This window comes from Idiomarina sp. H2 (assembly GCF_004364275.1).
In the GTDB taxonomy this organism is placed as follows: Bacteria; Pseudomonadota; Gammaproteobacteria; order Enterobacterales; family Alteromonadaceae; genus Idiomarina; species Idiomarina loihiensis.
This window is the reverse complement of sequence record NZ_SNZY01000008.1, coordinates 1-26,567: the sequence shown is the minus strand read 5'-3', so window position 1 is coordinate 26,567 and position 26,567 is coordinate 1. Positions and strand designations below refer to the sequence as shown.

General features: G+C 46.7%; 35 protein-coding genes. 10 read left to right on the top strand and 25 right to left on the bottom strand.

Translation table 11 applies throughout. The features are described 5' to 3' along the window. The first annotated feature begins 21 nt into the window (after positions 1–21). Positions 22–567 (top strand): peptide-methionine (S)-S-oxide reductase MsrA, encoded by a 546-nt coding sequence (msrA, locus tag DET62_RS10985; RefSeq protein WP_110013923.1) that lies wholly within the window; start codon positions 22–24, stop codon positions 565–567. Here msrA and DET62_RS10980 read toward each other — a convergent pair. The 3 genes from DET62_RS10980 to trmJ form a co-directional block, all read right to left on the bottom strand. Beyond that, positions 564–1,721 carry an IscS subfamily cysteine desulfurase gene (locus DET62_RS10980; RefSeq protein ID WP_110013922.1) on the bottom strand — a complete coding sequence of 386 codons (1,158 nt, stop codon included), beginning with the start codon at positions 1,719–1,721 and terminating at the stop codon, positions 564–566. The genes msrA and DET62_RS10980 overlap by 4 nt on opposite strands. A 30-nt stretch (positions 1,722–1,751) precedes the next feature. Continuing rightward, on the bottom strand, positions 1,752–2,231 hold the full coding sequence (gene iscR, locus DET62_RS10975; protein ID WP_011235269.1) for a Fe-S cluster assembly transcriptional regulator IscR: 480 nt from the start codon (positions 2,229–2,231) through the stop codon (positions 1,752–1,754). A gap of 66 nt (positions 2,232–2,297) precedes the next feature. Beyond that, the gene (trmJ, locus tag DET62_RS10970) at positions 2,298–3,020 is read right to left on the bottom strand and encodes a tRNA (cytosine(32)/uridine(32)-2'-O)-methyltransferase TrmJ (protein WP_011235270.1); all 723 of its coding nucleotides are present in this window, start codon (positions 3,018–3,020) and stop codon (positions 2,298–2,300) included. 108 nt (positions 3,021–3,128) lie between these two features. Here trmJ and suhB point away from each other — a divergent pair, with 108 nt between their 5' ends. Further along, the gene (suhB, locus tag DET62_RS10965) at positions 3,129–3,905 is read left to right on the top strand and encodes an inositol-1-monophosphatase (RefSeq protein ID WP_011235271.1); all 777 of its coding nucleotides are present in this window, start codon (positions 3,129–3,131) and stop codon (positions 3,903–3,905) included. A gap of 73 nt (positions 3,906–3,978) precedes the next feature. On the opposite strand, the gene DET62_RS10960 is transcribed toward suhB, so the two are convergent. The 5 genes from DET62_RS10960 to DET62_RS10940 form a co-directional block, all read right to left on the bottom strand. Continuing rightward, entirely contained in the window at positions 3,979–4,149 is a 171-nt protein-coding gene (locus DET62_RS10960) for a DUF3545 family protein (RefSeq protein WP_011235272.1), read from the bottom strand. Positions 4,150–4,317: 168 nt separating this feature from the next. After that, positions 4,318–4,770, bottom strand: a complete 453-nt coding sequence (locus tag DET62_RS10955) for a hypothetical protein (RefSeq protein WP_034822364.1) — start codon at positions 4,768–4,770, stop codon at positions 4,318–4,320. 7 nt (positions 4,771–4,777) lie between these two features. Continuing rightward, entirely contained in the window at positions 4,778–5,476 is a 699-nt protein-coding gene (locus DET62_RS10950) for a nuclease-related domain-containing protein (RefSeq protein ID WP_110013921.1), read from the bottom strand. A 76-nt stretch (positions 5,477–5,552) separates the two neighbouring features. Further along, positions 5,553–6,560 carry a virulence protein RhuM/Fic/DOC family protein gene (locus DET62_RS10945; RefSeq protein WP_110013920.1) on the bottom strand — a complete coding sequence of 336 codons (1,008 nt, stop codon included), beginning with the start codon at positions 6,558–6,560 and terminating at the stop codon, positions 5,553–5,555. 123 nt (positions 6,561–6,683) lie between these two features. Then, on the bottom strand, positions 6,684–6,983 hold the full coding sequence (locus tag DET62_RS10940) for a Rho termination factor N-terminal domain-containing protein (protein ID WP_011235276.1): 300 nt from the start codon (positions 6,981–6,983) through the stop codon (positions 6,684–6,686). Positions 6,984–7,171: 188 nt separating this feature from the next. Between DET62_RS10940 and DET62_RS10935 the strand changes: the two genes are divergently transcribed. Continuing rightward, positions 7,172–7,423, top strand: a complete 252-nt coding sequence (locus DET62_RS10935; protein ID WP_011235278.1) for a TIGR03643 family protein — start codon at positions 7,172–7,174, stop codon at positions 7,421–7,423. Between the two features lie 11 nt (positions 7,424–7,434). Here the strand turns inward: DET62_RS10935 and DET62_RS10930 are convergent, their stop codons facing one another. The 3 genes from DET62_RS10930 to DET62_RS10920 are packed head-to-tail and all read right to left on the bottom strand — an operon-like array spanning position 7,435 to position 9,372. Continuing rightward, entirely contained in the window at positions 7,435–7,959 is a 525-nt protein-coding gene (locus DET62_RS10930) for a cytochrome b (protein ID WP_110013919.1), read from the bottom strand. Further along, on the bottom strand, positions 7,952–8,932 hold the full coding sequence (locus tag DET62_RS10925) for a catalase family peroxidase (RefSeq protein WP_110013918.1): 981 nt from the start codon (positions 8,930–8,932) through the stop codon (positions 7,952–7,954). Before DET62_RS10925 ends, DET62_RS10930 begins: the two co-directional genes overlap by 8 nt. 41 nt (positions 8,933–8,973) lie before the next feature. Beyond that, positions 8,974–9,372, bottom strand: coding sequence for a DUF393 domain-containing protein (locus tag DET62_RS10920; RefSeq protein ID WP_110013917.1), 399 nt, complete (start codon positions 9,370–9,372; stop codon positions 8,974–8,976). Between the two features lie 194 nt (positions 9,373–9,566). Here DET62_RS10920 and DET62_RS10915 point away from each other — a divergent pair, with 194 nt between their 5' ends. From DET62_RS10915 to DET62_RS10905, 3 genes are all read left to right on the top strand, one after another. Then, a complete protein-coding gene (locus DET62_RS10915) occupies positions 9,567–10,442 on the top strand; it encodes a DNA ligase (protein ID WP_110013916.1) in 876 nt (291 codons plus the stop codon). An 82-nt stretch (positions 10,443–10,524) separates the two neighbouring features. Further along, positions 10,525–10,803, top strand: a complete 279-nt coding sequence (locus DET62_RS10910; protein ID WP_011235283.1) for a type II toxin-antitoxin system RelE/ParE family toxin — start codon at positions 10,525–10,527, stop codon at positions 10,801–10,803. Beyond that, positions 10,803–11,099: a HigA family addiction module antitoxin gene (locus tag DET62_RS10905; RefSeq protein WP_110013915.1), complete on the top strand. Its 297-nt coding sequence runs from the start codon at positions 10,803–10,805 to the stop codon at positions 11,097–11,099. Before DET62_RS10910 ends, DET62_RS10905 begins: the two co-directional genes overlap by 1 nt. On the opposite strand, the gene DET62_RS10900 is transcribed toward DET62_RS10905, so the two are convergent. The 4 genes from DET62_RS10900 to DET62_RS10885 form a co-directional block, all read right to left on the bottom strand. Further along, entirely contained in the window at positions 11,086–11,268 is a 183-nt protein-coding gene (locus DET62_RS10900) for a hypothetical protein (protein WP_110013914.1), read from the bottom strand. The two genes, DET62_RS10905 and DET62_RS10900, sit on opposite strands and share 14 nt — an antisense overlap. Positions 11,269–11,389: 121 nt before the next feature. Beyond that, on the bottom strand, positions 11,390–13,801 hold the full coding sequence (locus tag DET62_RS10895; RefSeq protein WP_110013913.1) for an ABC transporter permease: 2,412 nt from the start codon (positions 13,799–13,801) through the stop codon (positions 11,390–11,392). Further along, positions 13,794–14,531 (bottom strand): ABC transporter ATP-binding protein, encoded by a 738-nt coding sequence (locus DET62_RS10890; RefSeq protein ID WP_110013912.1) that lies wholly within the window; start codon positions 14,529–14,531, stop codon positions 13,794–13,796. Before DET62_RS10890 ends, DET62_RS10895 begins: the two co-directional genes overlap by 8 nt. An 11-nt stretch (positions 14,532–14,542) precedes the next feature. Then, entirely contained in the window at positions 14,543–15,745 is a 1,203-nt protein-coding gene (locus DET62_RS10885) for an HlyD family efflux transporter periplasmic adaptor subunit (RefSeq protein ID WP_166635834.1), read from the bottom strand. Positions 15,746–16,011: 266 nt separating this feature from the next. Between DET62_RS10885 and DET62_RS10880 the strand changes: the two genes are divergently transcribed. Both DET62_RS10880 and DET62_RS10875 read left to right on the top strand, forming a co-directional pair. Further along, complete coding sequence (locus DET62_RS10880; protein WP_110013910.1) at positions 16,012–17,373, top strand: sigma-54 dependent transcriptional regulator; 1,362 nt, start codon at positions 16,012–16,014, stop codon at positions 17,371–17,373. Beyond that, complete coding sequence (locus tag DET62_RS10875) at positions 17,370–18,803, top strand: ATP-binding protein (RefSeq protein ID WP_110013909.1); 1,434 nt, start codon at positions 17,370–17,372, stop codon at positions 18,801–18,803. Before DET62_RS10880 ends, DET62_RS10875 begins: the two co-directional genes overlap by 4 nt. Before the next feature lie 32 nt (positions 18,804–18,835). Here the strand turns inward: DET62_RS10875 and DET62_RS10870 are convergent, their stop codons facing one another. Next, positions 18,836–19,411, bottom strand: coding sequence for a hypothetical protein (locus tag DET62_RS10870; RefSeq protein ID WP_110013908.1), 576 nt, complete (start codon positions 19,409–19,411; stop codon positions 18,836–18,838). A 177-nt stretch (positions 19,412–19,588) separates the two neighbouring features. On the opposite strand from DET62_RS10870, the gene DET62_RS10865 reads away from it, so the two are divergent. Then, positions 19,589–20,899, top strand: coding sequence for a methyl-accepting chemotaxis protein (locus tag DET62_RS10865; RefSeq protein ID WP_011235292.1), 1,311 nt, complete (start codon positions 19,589–19,591; stop codon positions 20,897–20,899). 29 nt (positions 20,900–20,928) lie between these two features. On the opposite strand, the gene DET62_RS10860 is transcribed toward DET62_RS10865, so the two are convergent. The 9 genes from DET62_RS10860 to DET62_RS10815 all read right to left on the bottom strand — a co-directional run bounded on the left by DET62_RS10860 (position 20,929) and on the right by DET62_RS10815 (position 25,977). Continuing rightward, complete coding sequence (locus DET62_RS10860) at positions 20,929–21,855, bottom strand: diguanylate cyclase (protein ID WP_231378589.1); 927 nt, start codon at positions 21,853–21,855, stop codon at positions 20,929–20,931. Positions 21,856–21,911: 56 nt separating this feature from the next. Beyond that, the gene (locus tag DET62_RS10855; protein WP_011235294.1) at positions 21,912–22,118 is read right to left on the bottom strand and encodes a ParD-like family protein; all 207 of its coding nucleotides are present in this window, start codon (positions 22,116–22,118) and stop codon (positions 21,912–21,914) included. A gap of 188 nt (positions 22,119–22,306) precedes the next feature. Beyond that, positions 22,307–22,618 (bottom strand): cupin, encoded by a 312-nt coding sequence (locus tag DET62_RS10850; protein WP_011235295.1) that lies wholly within the window; start codon positions 22,616–22,618, stop codon positions 22,307–22,309. Between the two features lie 80 nt (positions 22,619–22,698). After that, positions 22,699–23,244, bottom strand: a complete 546-nt coding sequence (locus DET62_RS10845) for a GNAT family N-acetyltransferase (RefSeq protein WP_011235296.1) — start codon at positions 23,242–23,244, stop codon at positions 22,699–22,701. Between the two features lie 383 nt (positions 23,245–23,627). Beyond that, positions 23,628–23,966, bottom strand: coding sequence for a thioredoxin family protein (locus DET62_RS10840; RefSeq protein ID WP_011235297.1), 339 nt, complete (start codon positions 23,964–23,966; stop codon positions 23,628–23,630). A gap of 132 nt (positions 23,967–24,098) precedes the next feature. After that, the gene (locus tag DET62_RS10830; RefSeq protein WP_011235298.1) at positions 24,099–24,380 is read right to left on the bottom strand and encodes a type II toxin-antitoxin system Phd/YefM family antitoxin; all 282 of its coding nucleotides are present in this window, start codon (positions 24,378–24,380) and stop codon (positions 24,099–24,101) included. Positions 24,381–24,471: 91 nt separating this feature from the next. Further along, positions 24,472–24,999: a DUF4269 domain-containing protein gene (locus DET62_RS10825; RefSeq protein WP_011235299.1), complete on the bottom strand. Its 528-nt coding sequence runs from the start codon at positions 24,997–24,999 to the stop codon at positions 24,472–24,474. Further along, positions 24,996–25,385, bottom strand: coding sequence for a hypothetical protein (locus DET62_RS10820; protein WP_016341389.1), 390 nt, complete (start codon positions 25,383–25,385; stop codon positions 24,996–24,998). The genes DET62_RS10825 and DET62_RS10820 overlap by 4 nt, the downstream gene beginning before the upstream one ends. A gap of 52 nt (positions 25,386–25,437) precedes the next feature. Continuing rightward, entirely contained in the window at positions 25,438–25,977 is a 540-nt protein-coding gene (locus DET62_RS10815; protein ID WP_011235300.1) for a ClbS/DfsB family four-helix bundle protein, read from the bottom strand. Between the two features lie 213 nt (positions 25,978–26,190). Here DET62_RS10815 and DET62_RS10810 point away from each other — a divergent pair. Continuing rightward, on the top strand, positions 26,191–26,567 hold a 377-nt coding region (locus DET62_RS10810; protein ID WP_208294311.1), incomplete at its 3' end, for a transposase.

The following is a 26,567-nucleotide window of genomic DNA, read 5'->3' as shown; positions in this document are numbered from 1 at the left end:
TTGACGATAAGGAGTTCTGACATGGCGAACAATGAATATGAACAAGCCACCCTGGGCGGAGGTTGCTTCTGGTGTGTTGAGTCAGCCTTCCTCCAGGTAAAAGGCATTCAGTCGGTTAAATCGGGCTACACTGGCGGGCATACCATCGATCCAACTTACGAGCAGGTTTGCAGTGGCGAAACAGGACATGCCGAAGTTGCACAACTCCAGTACGACCCAGAGCAGATCTCTTACCGTCAAATCTTAGAAATCTTTTTCACTCTGCACGATCCAACTCAGGTCAATCGTCAGGGCAACGATGTGGGTACGCAATATCGCACATCAATTTTCTATCATAACGACGCGCAAAAACGCGAAGCGGAAAATATTATTGCGGAACTTGAAGCCGATGCAGCATTTGCGGCTCCCATCGTAACGGAAATCACTGAGTTAGGGACTTTTTACCCGGCAGAGGACTATCACGAAAATTATTACGCCAGAAACCCGGAAAACCCGTATTGTCAGGCGGTAATTTCACCCAAGCTGGCTAAATTCCGTAAAACCTTTGCTGGCCTGCTTAAGGACTAAGCAGCGCCTCGCAAAGTACCTACAGTGCGGTGGATAAGCTCTATCGCACTGTCAATGTCTTCTTCGGAAGTGTAACGCCCAATGCTAAAGCGCAGTGAACTCATTGCCAGTTCATGCCCAACCCCTAAAGCACTAAGGACATACGAAGGCTCAACGCTAGCAGAGGTGCAGGCCGAGCCCGAAGAAAGCGCAAGATCTTTTAACGCCATTAGCAGCAATTCGCCATCAACCCCGGCAAAACTGATGTTAGTAATATGCGGCACGCGTTGCTGTTCAGAGCCATTCAAAGTTACACCTTCTAACTGGTTCACCCCCTTCCATAGTCGCTGACGCAGGTTTTCCACTCTTGCAGGCTCCAGTTCCAGCTCGTTACGGGCAAGTTCCGCCGCAACACCCATACCAACAATCTGGTGAGTTGGTAACGTGCCTGAACGCATGCCCCGCTCGTGACCGCCGCCATGCATTTGCGCCAGCAGCCGAACTCGCGGAGTGCGGCGTACATACAATGCGCCAATACCTTTAGGCCCATACATCTTGTGCGCAGAAAGTGACATTAAATCAACAGGTAACGTGGCCATATTCATCGGAAGTTTTCCGGCGGCCTGTGCAGCATCAACATGAAATATTGTGCCATTTTCACGGCACAATTGACCTATAGTGGTTATATCCTGAAGCACGCCAATTTCGTTATTAACCAGCATTACGCTCACTAACACCGTATCTTCGCGCAAGGCTGAGCGGAACAAATCCATATCCAGCAAGCCGTCTGTTCCGACATCCAGATACGTCACTTCAAAGCCTTCTTTTTCCAGCTGCGCACAGGTATCTAAAACCGCTTTGTGCTCGGTTTTAAGTGTAATAACGTGTTTACCTTTATCTGAGTAATACTGAGCTGCGCCTTTTATGGCGAGGTTATCTGACTCAGTCGCACCTGAGGTAAAAACAATTTCGCGCGCGTCGGCATTAATAAGGTCAGCAACCTGATTCCGGGCAATATCGACAGCTTCTTCTGCCTGCCAGCCGTACTTATGCGAACGCGATGCCGGGTTACCAAACAAGCCATCCTGCGTTAAACATCCCATCATTTTTTCTGCTACAACAGGGTCTACCGGCGTGGTTGCAGCATAATCAAAATAAAGAGGTAACTTAGACACTTGCTTGCTCCTGACAACTTAAAGGCAATATTATAGGTGAGAGTTTAACTTAATCTCTTCTTCACTGTGGTTATGCAACGCATTCTGCCTATTCAGAACGTCACCGACGTCCTCTTTCTTCATCAACTCGGCCAGCGTAATACCGTCAAGAAAGTCGGATATTCTGTCGCTTAACCCTTCCCACAAAGAGTGGGTCAGACAACGTTCGCCGCCCTGACAGTTAGCTTTACCCTGACAACGTGTTGCATCAATTGACTCGTCCACCGCGTGAATAACGGCACCAACAGAAATATCGTTTGCGGCACAGCCCAGACGATAACCACCACCGGGACCTCGCACACTGTCCACCAACCCGTGCTTACGTAAGCGCGAAAACAACTGCTCTAAATACGACAGAGATATTCCCTGACGCTCAGAAATATCCGCTAACGGCACGGGACCATTTGCCGTAAAAAGCGCAACGTCCAGCATAGCTGTTACTGCGTATCGACCTTTTGACGTCAGGCGCATGGTGGTTTCCTCTGCTGTTTAATTCATCGTTAATGTATTGAGATTCTACATTCCCGACTATTTTAGTCAAGTATTACCCGTTGATTTGTCCACAGAGGCTAAGATGCCACGTAAAATATTAATTTCATTTTCTTCCGGGCGGGCTCGGTTAAATAAACGACGCAATTTCGTCATGACTTGTCCGGGGTGCTGAGGAACAATGAACCCAGTCTGACCCAGAGTCTTTTCAAGATGCTCATAAAACCGTTCTAAATCTTCAGCGCGCGGGTACTCCGGTAAATTTTCCGGAGCGCGTTGTTTCGATTCCAGCCACTGCATGCGTAGCTCATAACTTACAGTCTGCACCGCCATAGCCAGGTTCAGCGAGCTGTAATCGGGGTTAGTTGGTATGTGTAAATGAAACTGACTTTGCTGTAGCTCTTCGTTGGTTAATCCACTGTTTTCACGGCCAAATACCAGAGCAACCTGATGCTGACTGGTCTCCTCCAATACTTTTGCCGCACACTCTCGCGGGCCTAACAGCGGCCAATCCAATGTTCTATTACGAGCGCTAGTGGCAATAACCAGACCACAGTCGGCTATAGCTTCCTGCAGAGTATCCACAATAGTCGCCGACGCCAGAATATCGGTTGCGCCAGCGGCCAACGCCGATGCGTGACTGTCAGGCTCCTGCACAGGGTCAACTAGGGTTAATTTAGACAACCCCATAGTCTTCATGGCACGGGCGACAGAGCCTATGTTTCCGGTATGAGACGTATTCACCAGAACAATACGAATGTTATCAAGCATGGCGTTTCCCTTGAGTTTTTCTCGGCTTATGGAAAAGTTTGGCATGATACCGTAACACTGGTATGATCCGCGACCGAAAATTGTTCTTTTACAGCACAGGTAATTGGTATGCATCCGATGTTAAATATTGCGGTGCGCGCAGCGCGTGCGGCCGGCAAAATTTTAGTTAAAAATTTCGACCAGGGCAGTCCTGTTGAAGCCGAATCAAAAGGTTTGAACGACTGGGTTACTGATATGGATAAAGCCGCAGAGCAGGCTATTATCAACACCATCAAAAAGTCTTACCCTGATCACGGCATCATCGCAGAAGAAAGCGGTACTCAAGCTGGAAAAGAAAACGACTTCCAGTGGGTTATTGATCCGCTAGACGGCACCACCAATTACATGCGCGGTATCCCCCATTTTTGTATCTCTATAGCGTTGCTTCACAAAGGCTCTGTTCAACAGGCCGTTGTTTACGATCCTATGCGCGAAGAATTATTTACCGCTACCCGCGGCGCCGGTGCGCAGCTAAATGGTCGTCGTTTACGTATTTCACCTAAAGTGGAATTAAAAGGCGCTATTTTAGCAACGGGTTTCCCGTTCAAAATGAAAAACCGTTTACCGGAATACCTGGAAATGTTCAGCAAGTTGTTTGAGCACTGTGCCGATGTTCGTCGTGCAGGCGCAGCAGCACTAGACTTAGCTTACGTTGCGGCAGCACGCCACGACGCCTTCTGGGAAATGGGTCTTAAGCCCTGGGATATGTTGGCTGGCGAATTATTGGTTCGCGAAGCCGGTGGCATAGTCAGTGACTTTCAAGGTGGCCACAACTACATTCAATCGGGCAATATAGCAGCCGGTGCGCCAAAAGCATTAAAACAAATGCTGGCACAAATTCGCTAAGCTCTTTCTAAAAACGAGAGCAGTAAGCCCAAAAGCAGAACGCCGTCTGAGCTAACCCAGACGGCGTTCTTTTTTATAGTTCGATTTCTTCTAAATCGAGTTCAAGCGAGTAATCCATATCAGAGAGTTCTTCCCGCAACCGGTACTTCTCTTTTAGCTGCTCTATTTCACGCCATTTACGTTTTGCCGCGCGACCCTTACCAGACTTGTCATTAACCTTTTGCAGTTCTTCTGAATGATCCATGTTATGACCCTCTGCTTTTTTGATACAACTTTTTTAATTATGGTATTAGCGCTGCAGTTAATCTGTTTGTTAACAAAAAAACCACAACTCATAAGTACCACACACTAGGCCACATTAAAAGAACTTTGTTACGCTTTTGTTAACAAATGATGGCGAAGGTGTGAAGAATTAGGTGATCAACTCAACTTGGGGGTAATTCGTCTTAAAGAAGTTCTGAACGGAGTCAAATTGCTGAATCGGAAACACATAATGATGGCTAATTTGGTAGTTAAAAGGAAAACTCAAAATAGCTGAGTTTTTATCATATTCACCAACAGCCACTCGCTTTAACTTTTTAGCCGGCACCTGCTCAAGTCCTACACGCAATTGCTCACCCTGTACACCCAGCAACGCCATCATATTTTTTACTTCGCTTCGGTTGTGCGACCGATTCCCAAAAGCGTCAGGGGTAATATAAAAAGCCAACAACACAAGCATAGCCCCATACAATTGTCCCCAAAATCCCAACTCAAAATAAAACAAGAGAAAATAGGGAAGAAAGATCAAAGCCAATCTTATCCATTTAGGAATTTTTAGCATGTGCTCATTAAGTTTCTCTTTGAAGCTATGGTATTTATTCATTTATCTGTCACTTTTTAAGCGTTACTAACTGCTGCACGACGGTATCAATATTCGAAGGTGCCCGCTTGGGCTGATAGTTCAAAATATACTCGACCAGTCCTTTACGTTCAAGAACGGGCACGCTGGGAGGTGAAGACAACTTAACCCGTGCGCTGCGGTGTGAAAAAAACACAACTCCGTCTATCCAGGTAGATGCGCGGTTTTTCTTCAAATGCTCTGCCAATACATGTATTTGCTTTTTTAACTGCTTTATTGGATTCCGAACTTTGGCTGTATACCGGCCACCTTTGCGGCCCACTTTATGGGCTATCCAATTAGGAGATTGCTCATCTCCCGTTACTTTTGAGTTGTTGTTTTTCACTTCCACAACAAACACACCGTTAGGGCCCACCACGATTAAATCCAGCTCAGTAAAGCCTCGTTTTGCTCGTGGGTTGGGTACGTCGACCTGATTAAACAGCACATAGCTATCGGGAAGCTTTTTTAGTAGCTTCAGTGTTTTCAATTCGCCTCTGGCGCCTGAACGTTTAGTGGATGCCACACCAATAACGCTGAAGAGGTAGCTTAGTCCGACAATCCACCAGAAGTTTGGTAATTTGTACATTAAAAAGCCCGCAATAGGTGCGCCAATAATAGCGACCCATACGCGGGCTTTATTCACTTCTTGCGAAAGACGATTTTTGGTTATGTACTGCGTGTCGGCCATGACAATTTGACTGCTTTATTTCCCAAACTGGTGGCTATATTAAACCACCAAAACAGACATTCGTCAGCTTTAATCCTTAGTTATCGGCTGGCTCCTTCAGCAGAATAAAGTGTTCTATCAAACGAATCATCAGCTCTTTTTGATTTGGTAAGCTCTCAGCTACCAGTAGTGCCAGAGCCACGAGAGTGTTGTCGTTAATCAACCGCTCAACAGGCTTAGCTAATAAATGCTGATTTAATCGCAGATACCACAAAAATAGGAAAGAACCGGAGCGTTTATTGCCGTCGGCTAGTGGATGGTTTTTAATTACAAAGTACAATAAGTGGGCAGCACGGCTGGCTATGTTCGGGTAAAACAGCTCATCTGCAAACCCTTGTTCTATGGTCGCTAATGCCGAGGAAAGCCCGTTCCCACGAACCTGTCCGAATAATTCAGTGGCTTCGCCTTTAGCTATAAGTGTTTTTCTAAGCTGTTGAATGGCATCGGCTGCATTATCTGGATCCAGAGCCTGCATACCATTTTGTCTGGTGCCTATTTCCGCTAAAGCTTGCTCGTCATAACCTTGCAGCAGTGACCAGGAACGAGCGTACTCACTTATAACCTGAGCAACGGCTTCACCAGCTTCAGATACCAAGCCTTGTTTGCTCAGTGTACGACTGAGTAGATTCAGAGCCTGTTCAAACTCAACGCCCCGCTCTTGCAGCCGACGTTGGTTTAAAGTGTAGCCTTCAACCAGGTGCTCTTTTAATATTCGGGTTGCCCATTGGCGGAACTGTGTCGCGCGTTTGGAGCTCACGCGGTAGCCCACAGAAATAATGGCATCAAGGTTGTAATGTTTTACACGACGGCGGACTTGTCGTTTACCTTCTTGCCGAACTACCGAGAAATCCTCGGTAGTTGCCATTGCTTCCAATTCACCTTCCCTATAAATATTCTTCAGGTGCAAACCGATGTTATCAGTCGAGGTATTGAATAGTAATGACATCTGAGTCTGGTTCAGCCAAACCGTATCCTGTTCCAAAGCCACTTCCAGTTGTGCCTGCCCATCCTGACTCTCAAATATCTGAACTTGCTTGTTGTTCATGCTTCGTTTCTCATCCTTGAGCTTGATGTTTTCACTAAACGTTCCAGCATAGTCAGCATTTCTTCTTTCGGCCACAATGATTTCATTAAACCACCAAAGCCGTCATTCGTCAGCTTTAATCCCTTACTGCTTTTGCCTTATTGCCTCAATCAGTTCGTCTTTTGTCATTTCGCTGCGGTTAGCAATATCAAGCTGTTGCGCCCTATTGTATAACTCATCTTTAGTGCGCTCTTCCAGCCGGGTATTGGGGTTACCTGTCCCCTGAGTAGTGGTGTTATCGGTAAGCCCCTCTTCGCGTCGCTGCTTATTCACAGTGCGGCTGGCAATTTCCTCTGCTTCATCTTCACTTTTTCCGTCATCCAGCTGAGACTGCTTAATATGCTGATACATACGCTCGTCTTTGTCGCGCCAAACGTCTGGCATAGTTGCCCCCTTAATCAGTAAAATATCAGTGCGTTTCGCTTTCTCCACTTTTAAACCTAGTACAGCACATCTTAAAATGAAGACACGCAGGTCATCTTTACGGTTTATAGAGTAGGTTCAGTGTAGTTGTGAAGATCCGATTAATACAAGCGAACGTAATTCGATAAAACCGCTTAGGCAGCCTGTTTATGAACCTGACTGAATCTGAAGTATCACGTGTTATTGAAATGGCGTGGGAAGATCGCACGCCATTTGAAGCTATTGAAGAACAATTTGGCCTGCAGGAAAAGCAGGTTATTAAGTTTATGCGTTCGCAACTTAAGCCGGGCAGCTTCCGCTTGTGGCGGGAACGTGTATCGGGGCGCAATACTAAACATCGTAAACTGCGCCCCGCGGAAGTGTCGCGCGGCTACTGCCCAACACAATATAAACAGCGTTAGGCAATAACCTACTAAAGCATACTTTTCAGAACCGTGTCCTTGCGAATAAAGTGATGATGCAAGGCAGCTGCAACATGCAAAGCAACCAGTGCCATAAGAGCTATTGCCAGCCAGCCGTGCAGTTCCCGGAATATGGCATAGTTCTCAATATTGACAGTAAGTGCCGACGGTAAGCGGAACCATCCAAATACGTCAATTGGTCGCCCGGCAAAGTACTGCATTAAGTACCCTGAAATTGGCATGGCGAACAACAGCAAATAAAGCAGCCAGTGAGAAGCCTTAGCGACAAATGTCTGCAGGCTTGATAAGTCTCCGGGTAGTGGCGGAACTTGATGAAACAAACGATTAACTAAACGTGCCATAACCAGTGCGGCAGCCACGACACCAAAGGCTTTGTGCACGGTTAAAATGCTTAACTGCCAAGGCTCTAAAGAACGAACCATCAATAAACCAGCTGCCAGCATCGAAATCACCAAAGCCGCCATAGCCCAGTGGAACAAGCGCATCGACAAGGGAAACTGTTGTGTGTTATTCATTACCCTGCTCCTCCAGCTCGCCCATTAACGCTTCTTTTGCTCTGCGACGATAAGACTCGGCATAAGCTGCGGAACGAGCCCGTAGTATGGGGTCACGGGTTGCCTCAATACCGGTTGGTAACACCAGAGGGTCGTAATTTATACCGTGACATTCGCCCTGTAACTGCGGCGTTACCCCGGTAATAACAATTTGCCCGGCCGTAATCTGCTCACGGCTGTCAGGCCATGCCTTTGTTGGATTGTTCTCGTCATCTTTCTCATTTGCCAAGGTAAAGACCCAGTCGAAAACAATATTTTCTTTCGCTACCCGGTTGGTAATTTCCTGGTGCAGAGCATCCACACCCTCTAAGTTGTCAGCAGAAACTGAAACCGTAGGCTGCATAGTCCAGCGTACGGCTTGCTTTTCGCCGTTTGAATTCACCAGATAAAACGCGTTAATGCTGTTATAGGTTTCCGCAGCAAAACTTCCGCTGGGTTGGTATTGGGCTTTCCAGCTCAGAAACTCACTGCTCTCAGGGTGTTCGGCAAAAAACGCTTGTATTGCTTTTGGGCCTGCCTGAATCGCCTGAATTTGCTGGTAAAAAGTATGCGGATCTTTAACAGCCATTACCGGCGGCGTATTCATTGCAATACGCCATTGCTCGGTCGAACTCATGGCAAAGCTCAGAGCTAAACTGCGTACCGGTGCTTTTAAGTCAGGCGCTGTTGGATTATTCCCTGCAACAGAAAAACGCCCGATAAACGGCATGGAGCCCGTTTCAAATAGTCCCGCTTTTGAATAGCCGGCTAACTGCCCGTTTGAACGAAACTCACCACTGAGGCAAATACCTTTTGCGTGAGCTCTGCGGAAGCCTTCATGGGCGTTTGCTCCCTGCTGTAAATTCACAAACTCTTGCGCACTAACTTTGGGGGGATCATCGGCTGCAACGCTCATTATTGGCGCCAGCAATAACGCCAGATATTGTTTTTTCATATTGAAACTACTCTTGTTATCATTTTTTCGGTTAGAGTATATCAGTCAATCGAGCACTGCGAGCAGCGCTCTTTCCCTGTTAGCAGCTTCGAAATACGGTTACGGTAACGCGCGAAAAACAAGTAGGCTTTATCGGCAAACCAACGAATGACAGGCCAGCGTAAAGCCGCGATCATCCAGCCTTTACCCACCTGCGACCAGGCCGCATAGGTTACATCCAGACCATAAATCATTTCACCGGAACGGGTCTGCCCGTGTAAATACTGGTTAGCCTTAGCAACGTCTACTGCAGGATAGCGCTGATTAAAATCCGGCTCGTTAATATTCTCAAACTGGATGTTTCGTTGTTCATCCAGTTTTCTTAAGTGGCGCATTTCTTTCACGCATAACGGACATCCACCGTCGAAGAAGATAACAAGTTTCGAACTTTGCTCTGACATTAGAACCACCGTTTTGCGAATTACACCTTCTTATACGCTGTTTTTGCGTATTTGACTCATAATGTAATGCGAAAATCGGTTTGCTTATCTCACAATGCGACATTGGCATGCAGCCAACCTTAGTAAGCAGTGCTAGTCTCTTTATGATACTTGGCGCAGACGCGCTGCAACTCGCTCCAAAATAAGAGGCAAGGATGCCAAAACTCTCTAGAATTCATCTTGTTTATTTAGTGGTATTTTTTATCGCTGCCTTTTGTGCCTTTCCTGCAGCCGCGTTGCAGGCCTCAACGCAAACTCAGCTGGCAAAAGTGTATGAAAAGGACAATACCATCCCCATTAGCAACTACTTAGTAAGTGAAAAATACGATGGTATCCGGGCCATTTGGACAGGATCGCAACTACTGACCCGACAAGGCAATCTGATATCAGCTCCGGAATGGTTTACTGCACCACTACCCGCCGTTTGGCTTGACGGTGAGCTGTGGACAAAACGCCAGAATTTTGAGGAATTAAGTTCTATTGTGCGAACCCAAACACCAAAGAATAACCGTTGGCGGCAAGTGAAATATATGGTGTTTGATATGCCTGACGCGCAACTGCCTTTCGAGGAGCGATACAAAAATTATTCAAGCTTAATTGAGCAAATAAACGCTGAGCATATTAGGCCGGTTAAGCAGCAACGGTTTCATTCCAATCATGAGTTAAGCGAACACCTGAAAGCTATGGTTGAGCATGGCGCAGAAGGCCTAATGCTGCACTTAGCAACGGCGCTTCATCAGTCGGGCAGAAGCGATGCTTTATTAAAATTAAAACCCTATTTCGACGATGAGGCCGAGGTCATCGCGCATTTACCCGGCAAAGGTAAATACACCGACATGCTCGGTGCGCTGCGCGTGCGCAATCAGCAAGGCATTGAATTTTCTATTGGCACCGGCTTCACCGACGCCGAACGCGCTAACCCTCCGCCTGTCGGCAGTATCATTACCTACAAGTATCACGGCTACACCAGTAATGGCGTGCCACGCTTTGCCAGCTTTTTACGAATTAGGGAGGTTGTAGAGGGTGAATAAGCTTTTAGACACGGTGCGTATGCAAAAAATACAAAGAAACCACAAATTGACAACGTTGCGCAACACGCTACACTAAGAGCTCATGATCAAAACTTTCAAGCACAAAGGACTGAGGCTTTACTTCGAAATTGGAAGTACTCGTGGAATTCAAGCGAACCATGCAGCAAGGTTACGCATGCAGTTAGTGGCATTAAATACAGCTATGAAAGTTTCAGATCTCGACATTCCGGGATACAAACTGCACCCGTTAAAAGGTAGTCGAAAAAATATTTGGTCGATAGCGGTTAGTGGCAACTGGCGTTTAACCTTCGAGTTTCGTGATGGTCATGTATATCTACTTAATTACGAGGATTATCACTGATGTCTATTATGTTTAACCCAGCCCACCCAGGCGAATTTATTCTAGCAACTTATATGCAGCCTTTTGGCTTGAGTTGCCGGTATTTAGCTACAAAGTTAAATGTTTCTCCATCCACTTTAAACAGAGTTTTGAAATGCCAAAGTGGTATAAGCCCTGAAATGGCGTTGCGTTTATCCAAAGCTTTGGGCAGAAGCCCGGAGAGTTGGTTAGCGATGCAGGATGCATACGACTTATGGCATGCCGGAAAAAATTTAAGTTTAGATAAGGTTCAAAAGCTTGATCTTACAGTTGTATAGCGGAACTTAAGTTCTCTTTTCGTGTAAAAACACCAACCCAGAACAATACTTCAAAAACCAGTCCGACTAAAATAAATGCGAAGCCACCAGCGTTCATTCCAAAAATGTAACAGGCAACAGCAGCCATAAGAAAAAATAAAGCCAGCAATACTCTTGTGCGCGCTTGCATGGTTATTTCCCTAATTCAGGTTTTATGCTCAGTTAATAGATTTAGTTAAAAAATGAAAATTAACAATTTTTTTAAATTGAAACTGCTAAAGAGCCGCATTTCTGCGGCTTAATAACCACCATTAAAACTGTCGCAAGACCAATCCGGGCTTACGGCTTGCAACCCGCATACTAATGCCTGCTACGGTAAGCCAGCAAATAGCAAAAGTAAGCGCCGCAGCACCTATATATAAAAATGCGCTTTGACTTGCACGCACATTAAACCCAGAGAGCCACCACTCAACTAAAAAGTAGGTACCAGGCAACGCAACTAGAACGCTAATGCCCATAAGCACCATATACTCTTTAGCTAACGTATTAACGATTTGCATACGCTTAGCACCAAGTACTTTTCTCATCGCAACTTCTTTGCTGCGTTGCTCTGCGCTAAATGCTGCAAGACCAAACAGTCCAACGCAGGTGAGTAGTATCGCTAAGCCTGCAAACAACATAATAATGGTGCGCTGCCGCTGCTGGTTGTGGTACATGGCAGTGAAATCAGCACCGAGCCAGGAGGTACGTATGTCCATGCGATTGAGTCGTTGCTGCAACATGGTTTCAATGTCCGCGCGTGCACTCTGCGCCGTAGCGGGTTCCAGATGAATGATCATATTGCCAAATGCCATCGGTGAACGTCCGGCAATAATGATCGCGGGTTCCATGCGCCGCAGCGCAGTACCAACCTGAAAGTCATCAACAACGCCGACAATGTGAAGCTCTGTTGGCATCATGTCGTCAACCATCCAGTGCTCACCAATCACTTCATTCAGGTTATTGTAGCCAGCCTGACGCGCCAGTGACGTCGTGATAATTGCCGACGCGGTACCTTGCACTTCGCCCATGGTAAACCAGTCGGCCTGCCGGTTCGGATCAAAATCTCGTCCGGCACGTAAGTTTAAACCGGTGGCTTTAACAATGTTATAGCCCGCACCAAAACTCGCAACCGGCGGCAGACGATCAGCTTCAGTCTGCCGCGGAATTCGCAATGTTGCTATCTGTGAGTAGGTATCCGTAAGGTCAATATCTATGGCGCTGGCAGCAAGCACGCCGGGCACAGCGGCAATATCTGTCATCAAGCTTTGATTATCTGACCACAACAGTTGCTCATTATTAATACCATGCACCATCAGTCGTGCTTCGGTTTGATAACCCGTGTCCTGATTGAGCAAAATATCAAGCTGCTGCTGAAGTATCGCGCTACCAATTAGCAGAGCAACGGTAATAGCCCCCTGCGCCACCAACAACCCCTTGCGCACCCACACCGCGGTACTACCACGCTGCAAATCGCCACTCAGTACCCGTTTGGCATTAAACGCCGAGATAAACAGCGCCGGATAAATACCCGCTAACAAACCAATCATGGTACTGCAAAGCAACAACAGCGCACCGAAACTCCCCAAATACTCAAGATTAATGGGTCGGTTTACCAACCCACTAAAGGCACCAACACTGAGCTCTACTATTACTGCGGCAATAAAACCTGCAATGAAGGTCACCATCAGCGACTCAACCATAAACTGACTAAATAACTGCCAGCGGCTAGCCCCTAACGTTTTTCTTACACCAACCTCTTTAGCACGGCTCCCCGAGCGGGCAATACTCATGTTGATAAAATTAATACTCGCGACCAACAGCAATAACCCAGCCAGCACTGACGCCGTTAGCAAGGTCGCCTGCGAACCGTTGGTTTTAAATTCATGCGCCAGTTGCGAATGCAGGTGAATGTCGGTGAGGGCGCGTAAGCGAATATGCGACATAGTCTGACCGTTATAGGCCTTATCATTCAGCGCCTGTGAGACACTTTCCAGTAGCCGTTCAAGATGAACATCAGCCGGAATCCGCACATACACATAAGCGTTGTTCAGGCTCAAAGGTTCGCCCAGACTCTCCTCAGAGACTAAACGTAAGGAGTCCACATGGAAGTGACTTTGCTCTGGAAACTCAATAATAGCGGCTACCGTGAACACTCGATTCTCACTGGTCAGTATCTCGCCAACACTGTCGCTACGCCCAAATAAACGGCGAGATTGCTCAAGCGACAAAGCGATATAACCAGGGTCGCTGAGCACCCTATCAAGATCACCAGCGATAGTTTCAAAGGTAAAATAGTCGATAAAATTAGGCTCTATGGCTAAGGACTCAAGTTCTAATGGCAAGCGTGCGTCTTGCGGACGTACATTCACCGAATCCTTAAACATTCGGGTGCCTTCAATACGCGAGTCAAACGCCTGAAACTGATCAATGATGGCCGGGCTGCTAATAGGAAAGCGCTGCTCTAACGGCACAAAGAATTGTTCAACCCGATAGGTTTGTTCAGCCTGTGGGTGCATCTGGTCATAACCACGCTCAAACTGCACATAAAGCAATATCAATACAGCAGCGGCTAAGCCTACCGATAGCCCAATTAAATTCAGTGCGAGGTGAACTTTTTGGCGCAACAGCGCGCGCAAGCCAGTTTTTATATAACTGGCGAACATAGAAATTTGCTCACGCATGGCTCACCTCACCAGCAGCTTCATTGTTGCTGTGGCTCACGTTGTCACTCACGTTTTCAGAGACAATACGTCCATCCAGCATACGCACAATACGGCTGGCATAGCGGGCTTCATGCTCGGAGTGAGTCACCATGACAATGGTGGTGCCTTCTTTATTGAGCTGACGTAATAGCTGCATCACATCGTCGCTATTTTTCGAGTCAAGGTTCCCGGTTGGTTCATCGGCGAGAATAACCGCAGGGTTAATCACCAAAGCCCGCGCTACGGCCACCCGCTGTTGCTGACCACCAGAGAGCTGAATCGGCCTATGGTCAGCACGATGATCAATGTTCATTCGCTTAAGAATTTCCTCAGCACGGGCGCGTCGCTGTTGCCTGGCCTGACCAAGATATTGCAGTGGCAACTCAACGTTCTCACGTACGCTCAGTTCGTCAATCAGATTGAAGCTCTGGAACACAAATCCGAGCGCAGATTTACGCAAATCTGCCAGTTTACGCTCACTGTAAGCAGCAATGTCGGTGCCTTTAAACTGATACGCACCAGAGGTTGGAGAATCCAGCATGCCTAAGATACTCAGCAGAGTCGACTTACCACAACCTGAAGGGCCCATAATGGCGACAAAGTCACCGGCCTGGATATTCAGGTTAATGGCATTCAACGCCGTGGTTTCAAGCTGTTCCGTACGAAATACACGAGACACTTTATTCAGGCTGATGAGTGAATCTTTCATGGCGGTTATCCTTATTGTTGTAACTGAATACTATCGGCTTGTTGGAAGTCGCGATAGCTTGATGTAATGATTCTGGTGCCCTCAGACACACCCTCTAAAACTTCGACCCATTGCGGAGTCTGACGCCCCAGGCGCACTGGAGTCCGCACTGCGCTAAGCGATTCTTCATCAAACACGTAAACAAAGTGCCCACCACCTTCCTGTAAAAACGGGCCGCGCGGAATAGCCAAGCGCTGCTGCTCGTTTTTTTCCAGGTGCAACGTCAAATTAAAAGACTGGCCGCGGGTCATCTGAATGTCGTCGGTGAGGTTAAACTCGATTTGAAACTGACTACTGGTGACCCGACTGTCGATACGATCCACCTGTAAATCCAGTGTTCTTCCTCCAACCTCTGCGCTGGCAGCCATCCCCAGCTGCACCCGGTTGAGATAAAACTCGTCGATGCTGGCGACCAGCTTGTAGCGTTCAGGCAAGTCGATCTGACCAAGACGGCTGCCCGCTTCTCGAGCTTCTCCCTTTTCCACGTTAAATTCACTCAAATAGCCACTAATAGGCGCACGAATCAGTAAGTTATTGACATTCTGGCGGGCAAATTCCAGGTTCCGTGTCAGCATGTCGACACTGTCTTCTAGCTGATTTAATTGCAGTTCGCGAATCTTTTCTTCTGTGGTTTGACGCTGACGAGCCAGTTCGAGCAGGCTTTGCTGGTAATCCAGTTTTTCTCGCAGGCTGGTCAGATCTTCATCTGACACCATCGACTGAGCGTGTAATTCTTCGCTTTGAGCAATATGCCGTTTTAGCGTCTGAATTTGATATTTCAAATCCAGAATATCGCGCTGTAAGTTGAGTCGGTTGGTTTCCATGGTCATTTGGGTGTTACGCAGAAAATTCATCTGTTCAGTGACCTGAGCCTCCCGGCTAATCAGATCTAACTGCAAATTAGTATTGCTCAGTTGTACCAAAGGTTCCCCCTTCTCTACGTAGCTGCCCTGCTCCACAAACCGCTCTTCTACTCGTCCACCATCGGTGAGATCTAAAAACACGGTTTGCTGCGGTACGGCACTGGCACGCAGACTGATACTTTCACGTAATACGCGAGGCTTGACAGTAGCAAGACTAATGTCCTGCACCGTGAGAGTGCTGCGTAAACGACTTTCTGAAGAGTTGAGCTGCCACGCGACGGCAACACTCAAAACCAGGATGAGACTCGTCATGCCAAGCATCTTAAGGGGGAATCGTTTCTTCTTTAACTGTTTGTCCATAGCCTATCTCGCGGTTATATCATGCCGTGAGTTATACTAATTTCGTGCCAATTAAATACCTTATAAAAATCAATGAGTTAATATTTTATCGAATTTCAAGTGTCCACTGATGACACACCCACGTGTCCATTCATGGATACCTGTAAATCTTTCTTTGACCCGCTGACCAATTTCCGCTTAGATAGCCTTTTATAAAGGCGTCAAAGATAAGGGCCTGTATGCCTCGCGTATTAGTAGTTGATGATAATCAGGACATTCTTACTGCGTGTCGGCTGTGTCTAAAACACCACGTCGATGATGTGCTGACTTTAGTGAACCCAACCGAATTGATGGGTGTACTTAAAGTTAATGAAATTGATCTGGTGCTGCTCGACATGAACTTCACCCGCGACTCCAGCAGTGGCGAAGAAGGTATTTTCTATTTAAAGCAGATCCTAGCAACTCACCCTGAGTTGCCGGTGATAATGATGACGGCTTACGCCGATGTCAGTTTGGCAGTCAGAGCTATGCACCTTGGTGCAAAGGACTTTATTGCCAAACCCTGGGATAACCAGCAATTAATTACGGCGGTAGAGAGTGCGCTTAAAAGCGCCCATTCTCAAACCGTTGATAATTCATCTTCGTCCTCCACGCCTACCAACGATAAAACGCCATTTATTGGTAACAGCGAGCCGATGCGTGCCGTTAAGAAAATGATCGAAAAAGTGGCAGGCAGTGACGCTAATGTACTGATTCTGGGAGAAAGTGGAACGGGTAAAGAAGTGGTCGCGCAGCAAATCCACCACCTGTCTCAGCGCAGTAAACAGAATTTTGTCAGTGTCGATATGGGAACCCTGCCCGATAACTTGTTTGAGAGTGAGTTGTTTGGGTATAAAAAAGGCGCTTTTACCGGTGCCACGCAGGACAGTCCCGGACGTCTGGTGCATGCCAGTCAGGGCACGTTGTTTCTCGATGAGCTGGGTAATTTGCCTTTGGTTCAGCAAGGTAAACTGCTCACCGCGCTGCAAAATCGCTCCGTTACTGCATTGGGTGCCAGCACGCCAACACCTATTGATATCCGTTTGATTAGCGCAACCAACGAAAACCTGCACCAACAGGTCGCCGAGGGCTTGTTTCGTCAGGATCTGTTCTACCGCATCAACACGGTGGAAATACAGCTACCACCGCTGCGTGAACGCGGCAGCGATATTGACTTACTGCTCGACTGGTACTGCGACCGTTATACCGCCCACTACGGCCGCAATGGGTTGAGTATTAAAGATTCGGATCGCAAATGGCTGCGCAGCTACCAGTGGCCTGGCAATGTACGTGAACTAGCGCATAGCATTGAACGCGCCGTGGTACTCGCCGATGAAAAGTATCTTGAGTTCGCCCCCTTAGCGGGCAATACAAAAACCAACGATAGCCTACCTTTAGCTACCGACGACGCCGAAGCCAACCCATTCCTGCTTGAGTACGTTGAGCGTAAAACCATTCAGCAAGCACTACAGTTCTATCGGGGCAATATCAGTCACACAGCTAAAGCACTCGGCCTTACCCGTGGCGCTATGTATCGGCGGATGGAGAAATACGGCTTATGAAGACCATAATAATATGGTTGATGACGCTCATTATTTCCGTTGGCTTGTTAGTCTCAGGAGTCTTGGCAAACTGGCTACACAGTAATCTTTACGATTCATTGGCCGAACCGAACCAGATGTTCCGGCAGTGGTTACTGCCGGGCCCTGCTGTACTTGTGTTATTTGGAATCATTGCACTGACATCAATAGTGATGATTCGACGTCAATTTACCTCACAGCATAGCCAGATAGTCCAGGTGCTGAAATCATTAATTAACCGGGATACCAGTCTGAGCCATGCCAGCGCACCGAACATTCAGCCTTTACTAACAGAAGTACAGGAAGAACTGGCCCGCAGTCGGAATGCTGCTGAAATTCAGGCCAATTACCTTAAGGCCCTTATTGCACAACTGGATATTGCGGTACTTGAAGTCACCGACGAAGGCCACATTGACCAATCTAATCCAGCGGCAGAACGTTTACTCGGATTAAGCTTTATTCGTGCCTGGCAAGAAACACTTTCCGGCAATGGCATATCGACCACTGAAAACTCAGTGTCAACGCCAGCAGCCCACCAAGATGCAGAGCAAACTCAAGAGCAGCACAATATCGGCAATCTGCGCAAGCTTCTGCAGCAGCATAAAGCAAGCAGCCGCGGTGAACTCATCTGGCACTATCCCAACCACAAAGAAACCTTTATCTACACCCTTATTCAGAGCTTTAATCAAGGTAAGCAACGCACCCTACTCACTTTGCAAAGTATTGAAAAGCAGCTAGTTGCGCACGAGGTGAAAGCCCACCAGCAATTGGTTAAAGTGCTTACTCACGAAATTGCAAACTCCATTGCCCCCATGGTGTCACTGGCTCAAAGTGCAGAAGGCATCAGTGCTGACATGCTCAACAACGGTGTCAAAGGCAGTGAAGACTTGGTAGAAGCACTGGCCACCGTGAGTCGACGTGGCCAGCATTTAACGCAGTTTATTCAATCGTTTAAAGCCCTCAGCACACCGGTTAACACTAGGCTAGAAGCAACCTATTTACGACCTCAAGTGGAAGAGGTTTTTCTGCTAATGCAAGAGGACTGCGCCAGCATTGAAGTGAGTATTGAAATTTCTCCAACCTTCGAGGTAATGGTAGACCAGGGACTGTTCGAGCAAGTACTGATAAACCTGATTAAGAACGCCTCCGAAGCCACCTTAGGTCTGGCTCACCGGCAAATCAGATTAGTCGCACAACACATCGATCAGGTTGCCTGTCTTGATATCATCGATAATGGTTCAGGCATTAGCGAACAAGCCTCCACCAGCATTTTCGTCCCTTTCTTCACTACCAAATCAGACGGTACCGGCATCGGCTTGCCTCTCGCTCGCTCTCTTATGCTATCGCAGGGTGGCAACCTGTTACTCCTCAACGAAAGCCAGCATGGGCAATTTCGGTGTGTATTCGGGTAAGCGGTTTAAATAATAACGTCATTCATACCCATTTAAACTCCCATCATAACGTCCCAAAACGAGTATTGATATTTGTACTCAAGTGGAAGCGTATAAGAAACGGTTTTTTCTTTTCTATTAACGATGAGCTTAAAACTGACTTTTTCTACGAGCTTTTCAGGCATACCTTTTTCGTAGTGCATAACAACAGACTCCCGGCAACCCACCTTACCCGCGCATTTAGATACAGTGGACTCAACCTTTGACGGTATGATGCGTTCACCCGATTCAGAATAGTGCTCCAGAACCACCGACTCGGGTATAAGCTCTACGCCGGACTCATCACTCAAGTTGAAGCTTAAAAATGACTTTCTCCGGGTCGACTCTGGCGTTCCTTGATGACTATTGTACACATCGTTCAAATGCGTAATCTCGACCAAATCGCTAAACCGACTGTCTGCGTTTACTTTATAAAGAGTGCTGTAAAACTCGTACGGGTTGTCATCATTGTCAGCATACTTATTTTTATAGGGAACAGGTGACCCATCCCGCTTTACGGCATAGTTGTAATGCCCGCAACCAGCGAGCAATAAAGAGGCCAGAGCTGTCAAAATTGTCAGTCGTTTCATAATAAGGTCTCGACACCGTGTAGCCGATTTTCAAATATTTTAAAGTACGCAGTCATCTGCGCAGTAGCAACATCTTTTACAATAAAGGCTACATACTCATGCGTTTTCTTGCCCGTAAGCTCAAGAGCTGGTTAGACCTGCCGATAAAGATGGATTATTGTTGACTGGAATATCCAGATGTTTAATCGCCGCCTCAAAAATGAACTCGAAGATCAGCGTAAAGAATTAGCAATGCTCCGCCAACTGGCTAGCCAGATGGATCGTGGCATGCTGTCCATCACACTGAACTCCGACTTCTGCATATCTGCCGTAAACCAAAGCTTTGCCGATGTTCTAGGCTACCAGCGCGAACAGCTGTTAGGGCGACCCATGTCAGAGATTGTACCAGCTTACGTCCCGAAACTAGCTTGTTTTCGAGACTTTAATCAGGCCGTTGCAAAGCTCGCACCAATAAGCGATGACTACCGCTACTTGCGCGCTGATGACTCCCTTGCCTGGCTTCGTATCAGTTGGCTTCCGATACAGAACCCGGACGGCAAACTATCCCATGTGCAGGGATATGGCCGCGATGTAACCAAAACAATTGAAGGCAAAAAAGAGAGTGAAGCATTCATTGATGCACTGATCCTCTCCACTGCGGTTATTCAGTTCAACCTTGATGGCACCGTAATTACCGCAAACGAACAGTTTCAGCAGGCCATGGGCTATCGGCTCGAACAAATTGCAGGCAAACACCACCGTATATTCTGTACACCAGAAGAGGTTCAGTCGCCCGAATACGCCGCCTTCTGGAAAAAACTAAACAACGGTGAGTACGTAGCGGACCGCTTCAAGCGAGTCGACAGCCGAGGTCAAGAAGTCTGGCTTGAAGCAACTTATAACCCGGTGTACGACGCCGAGGACAACTTATCTAAGGTTGTGAAATTTGCCAGCGTGGTCACCGACCAAGTGGAACGGGAAGCTCAGGTAAGAGAAGGTGCAAGCGTCGCCTACGACGTTTCACAACAAACTGATGTAAGCGCTCAAAAAGGCTCCGCTGTGGTTCAGAAGACGGTCGAAACCATGCAGCAGATAGCCAGACAAATGCAAGGGACGAGCGAAAGCATTGAAGCGCTGGGTAAACAGTCCCTGCAGATAAACGCCATAGTACAAACCATCGGTGGCATCGCAGAGCAGACAAACCTGCTGGCACTAAACGCCGCTATTGAGGCCGCCAGAGCCGGTGAACAAGGGCGCGGGTTTGCCGTGGTTGCCGACGAGGTTCGGAATCTGGCTGCCCGCACCAGTAAAGCCACAGAAGAGATTGTAAGAGTAGTCGAGAAAAACCAAACTCTCTCTGATGAGGTGATGCGTCAAATGTCCAGTACCCGAGAGGAGGCAGAACAAGGCCTGGAATTAGCCAACCAGTCGGGAGCCGTCATTGTCGAGATTCGGGAAGGAGCTAAGCAGGTGGTCAACGCTGTAGAACGCTTTGCCAATGAATTATAGTAATGCCTGATTAAGTCATGACAGCGATGTTAAACATCGAGCACCACACGATCTCGGCCGGCGCTCTTTGCTTCATACATCGCTTTATCAGCACAGTTTATTGACTCTTTAACGGTTTGAGATTCCCTCAGAACTGTGACCCCAAAGGATGCCGTCACCTGAATATCACCAAATTCAAAATGCTGTTCTGAGATAGCCAAGCGCAGTCGCTCCATCATCTCACCGGCTTGCTCTAGGGTTGTGCTGGGCATGCAGATAATAAACTCCTCACCGCCATATCTATAAATTCTGTCGTATGGCCGAAGGTGGGACTTTACGCATTGTACGGTTGAGGCTAGCACCGTATCACCAGCAGCATGGCCGTATGAATCGTTGATCCTCTTGAAATGATCAAAATCCAACATAGCCAGTGCATACGTTTGCTTTCCCCTAAGAACAAGAGAGTGCTGTTTTCGAAGGTCTGCAAGCAGGCCGGTTCGGGTTTGAGCTTCGGTCAGTGAGTCTCTATTTTTAAGGGTTTCAGCAAACTCATGTCGTGCCGCCCAAATTTCTCGCCGCATTCTTTCTCGACCACTTTCGAAATTGTCCCAGTCATCAACAGGAATAACTAAACCATTCGAAATCCGCTGAAATAAATGTCGCGCACCACTATGTACTTTTTTATGTGCTTCAAAAAGTGATTTAAGCTGCTGACTTTCAATAAAAAAACTTTCAGAGTGGTCTTCATACCATTTCCCGAAAGCGCATTTTAGATGTGCATCTGGCATCAAATCTGATTGCTCGGGTGATACCCGAGAAACCAATACACGCAGCAAATTTTTGTACCACTGATCATGGAGATAAATCGCATGGTCAAGTTCTGCAATACCCGCCTGCAATTGTTGGTTAGTTAAGGAATCCAAATTTATGTCTCTTCGAAGTTTAACAGTGCCAGTGATGGTCAAAAACCATTGCAAGAAGACGGCCTGACTCACGCATGACATTTAATTCGTCAGTACTTTTCAGCTTTACACTAGCCACCAACAGCCTTCCTTATGTCTACGTCGGCCAACTTCATTTGGTCGCGCATGATATCCGAAAAAGACATGTTGGGGTTCGCCTCAGCAAGCATACCTACTTTTATCCAATACTCGGCCTGAGCATTAATAGAGCGAACCATAACTGCACTCGCCTTGCGAATTTCCCCATGCAGTTCGTCATCAATTTTGACAATTCCCATAGCAGCCCCTGAATATATGATTTGTATACGAATCATATATTCAAAATGGGAGTCTTGCAATGTTAGCGCTTATTATGCCTTCTTCTTTTTGCTGAAGTGTTCCATACGAAAACAGTAGTAGTATTGTTACTCCAATATTTGGGTTTCATTAAATGTATAGCGCCCCGGCATACTTAGTAAACGCTTGGTTATACGCTGCCTTCACGTTCTACCACCAGAATTCGAGCCGAGCCTTTGGGGTGAGCAACATGCTCGGTACCAATTGAAGCAAAGAAAATGTCCCCGGCGTTTAGTGTCGCAGATTTCACTTCGTTATTTTCTTTGTACAGCATTTCTACAGTGCCATCCATTACAGCGAAAACCTCTTCGCCGTCATTTACGTGCCACTTATAAGGTTGATCTGTCCAGTGCAACCGAGTGGTAACGCCGTTCATGTTGGCAATATCTTTTGCACCCCATGCCTTATCTGCTGTGAATTGCTTACTTCTAATGACTTCCAATTTATTATCCTCCTTACTGCTACTTTTAAAAACGCATCGGCGAAGTGGAGACGAAAATAAACGTCACCGTACAGGCTAAATTATAAGGAGTGTTGCTCCCACTGCTCTCTGTTTATCTTATACAAAACGTGCTCACAAAGCGGGTGAGAAGGTTCTAAGTCTGGGTGCTTAAAATTACAGGCATAGGACATTCCAATTTTTTTCATGACGGCTTGAGAACGTATGTTTTGCGCTGTTGTAAAAGAGACCACCTCTTCTAAACCCAAGTGAGTAAAAGCATAGTGCAGTGACGCTTTAGCAGCTTCAGTCGCATAACCCTTTCCCCAATATGGTTTCGCCAGGCGCCAGCCAACTTCAACACATGGTGAGAACGGCATATTTTCTTTGGGGGTGTGCAGCCCGACAAATCCGATAAATTGACTCTGTTCAGGAAGCTCTACAGCCCAGAAGCCCCAACCTCGATCAGCAATGAGAGACTGAATTCGTCTCGCTCCACTAAAACTTTCTTCCGCTGTCAGAAGCTTCGGAAAAAACTCCATCACGTCCTTATCGCTACACATCTGCGAAAAGAGCAGGAGATCTTCGTCATCCCATTGCCGAAGTATCAGTCTTTCCGTTCTAATCATAATTCATGTCATTTGATGCCATGTTTGCTAAATGCTTATCTCTTTTACTATTGCCCACAAGGAAAAGACTATGCTGACAATAAAGCCCAGGGCCACGAGCCCTAATAAGGTGTAGAACCCGAATCGAAAGGCGTTCAAAATGCATTCGTAAACTACGGACAGCGGTGGCTTTGCTTTTAATAGAAGGCTTCCTGTCCGAGAATTCGCGCTAAAATAGGCTGTGTAAATTGAATACAATACACCCACCGCCATCCCAACATAAGTGACTGAGAAATATGCTTCAAGAAAATGTATCCAGCCCACTTTTTATCCTATATACATGTAATGCTCTTTAAACAGCGGCTCAGTTTACAGCGTCCGATGCCTTCACTTGTTAGCAGATTCTAATCGACTTCCGAAATGAATTCGCGAACCTCGTCAGAACGTAATGGCCTCACTAGACGAGCCACTTCATTGCCATTGTGCAAGAGTATCAGAGTCGGCCAAAGCTTTACCTTGAACGCGCGCCCCAGCGGTTTGCCTTTGCCGTCGTATATTTTAATATGACGTAGCCCTGCACGTTCAGTTATTGCTTCTTTTATCGCGGGATTTGCCGCCTGACAATGTCCACACCAGGGCGCGCCAAACTCAAGTACAACGTTACCGGATAACTCGCCAGTTTGTTCAAAGGTAAACGCTTCTTCCGCGTAATCGGAGTTAGAGCCAATATCATCGGTTTTCATCCCACTTACTCCTCACCAAGCTCGGACATCCGCAATAGCTGACTACTGCGACGCACAGTCAGAATATCAACCTGATCTTTGATGCTGTAAATAACCCGATACGATCCAGCGCAAGCGGGGATCAGATAATCTTCATTGAGCAAGCCTACTCAAAACCCGAGCCTTCGCATCTTCATGCGAAATACCGTTCCCGGAAGCAATCTGTTCTTCCGCCTTGTACACCTCTTCTAGTATTTCCAGACGTTGTTGCATCTTCTCATATTCGTGAACATCCACCAGTACTGCAACGCCTCGACCTCTTTGTGTCAGCACTATAGGACGACGGGTTTCATGGAGCTGCTTTACGAATGTGGCTACCCCTGCACGAAATTCAGACAGAGGGCGGATATCTTCATCTACTCTAACCCTTGACATGGAAATCACCTCAGTACTTTTTAATGTACATCAAAGAGTACAATAGGGCTTGGAAGCAAGCAAGGTATCTGTAGGAAAAACCAGCGCTCTGCTAAAGAGATGCCTGAGCGAAATTAAGCAACTTCGTAAGCTCCTTTTCGGACCAGTTCTCCAGTTCAAGAACGGCAGCGTAGGGGTCTCCAGAAATTCCCATAACCCGACAAATAGCAGGTTCTGTTTTGAGACCGCTTTCTTTAAGCTGCCGTATTCTGTCGATAAACTCATTGTCCCCGATTTTTACAAGGCGTTTCATCACCTGATAATGGCGATATGCAGTCTGCAACTCCACTGGCGTTTCTGACGCATAGACTTCAATTAAAAATTGGTTACAGTGAAAACGACCTAAAGCGTGATCTTTGCGTGGGCGCATGCTGTATGCTTCATAGCCGGAATATGCCGACTCAAATGCCTCGATAAACGCTTCCTGCTCCTGGTACGTACAAACGATATCGATGTCGCTTTCCTTCGTATCCAGAGAAACAAATATCGTACTAACAACTTCCGGCGAATATGCGTCGAGTTTGATCAGAACTCCCGATTCTTCTATCGCTTTGTTGGCGCGAGCTATTTTGCTATTCATTCCAGTCTATTGTTATATTTTTTTGATTTAAATACATAGAACCTAAATATTAGAGCCTGAAGCGTAGCTGCCACACCGAAAACGATACCCGTCTCTAAGCCACCAAATGTTGCTATAGCGAATACTATCAATGCGCCGGGCAACAAATAGTATAGGTATTTTGGCTTTGACCACTTACATATTGCCCAATGAAACGGGAGACCAATAGTAAGCCAACCCACAACAGATAAAGCAAGGTAAACTGAAGCAACCCACCCAAATAATGCCAGGAAATCTTGTATTGGATACATAAAAACTGGAATACCAATTTCATAAAAAGAGTAGCCCACTCCGAGAAGTAGAACCCACCCAATACTGCGGAATATTGCCCCATCCCAATTACCCATTAACGCTGACTCCTGGTGAAATATAACGCCCACAGCATGGTTATGTGAGACTTCACAGTAACCCTTTATTTTTCTTAAACCGCCTAACCTTACTACGCATGTTTTTCATTGGTGATGATGTATTGAACTGAATCATGCGGCCCAACGTCCATTTATCGTACCAAGTAGTTTCGTAGAGATCATAGTTACTTAAGCTTGAAATCAGTGAAAGCAGTTCATTAACTGTCGATTCAAGCTCCTTTAGCAGGGCTTCATATTTCCAATCAGCATATTGTTCATGGAAATGCTCTGCAAGCAAACCCAACTGATTCCATTTAAAACCTGATTCTGGAAATTCAACTGGCAGCCCTTGAGCCTTCAACCTATGCCATTTCAATACCAACTTACCCCAACCAATAAGGTAAGCAACCGTGTCACAGACGCTTACTTGCGTGCCTTTTATGTTTCCCTCAACATTACGTTCTCGTGTCAATTCGACAGGTATTGTCCGATAATCTGCCATAAGCTTGTCAAATATTGAGTTGATAGCAAGTTCCAACTCTTCTTTTGATTGTGGAATGGATGAGACCGGCTTGTTATGTATTTTTCTCACAACCAGAACCTTGCACAAAAAATTTGAACGCGAAAAATAGCGGCAGCAAAATAGCTGACCAAATAGTTGATAAAAACAAGATAGCCATGAGGATGGATATACCGCCTCCCTCCAGCTCGAAATTAATGGCGTATGCTGTTATCACAGATAAAACCACGATAGTGTTCAGAATTCTGTGTCATTTCGTTAAACTAAGCAAAAAAGAGATGACATATGACCAAAACCAATTTCGACATGGATGCCGCTTTAAAGCAGTTGCGTGAAGGCAAAGACCTCACGGGCAAAGACGGCATTCTGACACCGCTTATCAAACAACTCACCGAAGCAGCGATGCAGGCTGAGCTTGAAGAGCACCTCAGTGATAAAGAGCAATCTAACCGCAAGAACGGCTCGACGTCAAAAACAGTCAAGAGTCCTGCCGGCAGTTTTGAACTAGATACACCCCGTGACAGAGCCGGCTCATTTGAGCCGCAGCTGGTTAAAAAACATCAGACGCATTTAACTGATGAGCTGGAGCGTAAAATTATTGCATTGTTTTCGCTTGGAACCAGCTATCAAGACATTCGCATGCACATTGAAGACCTGTACGG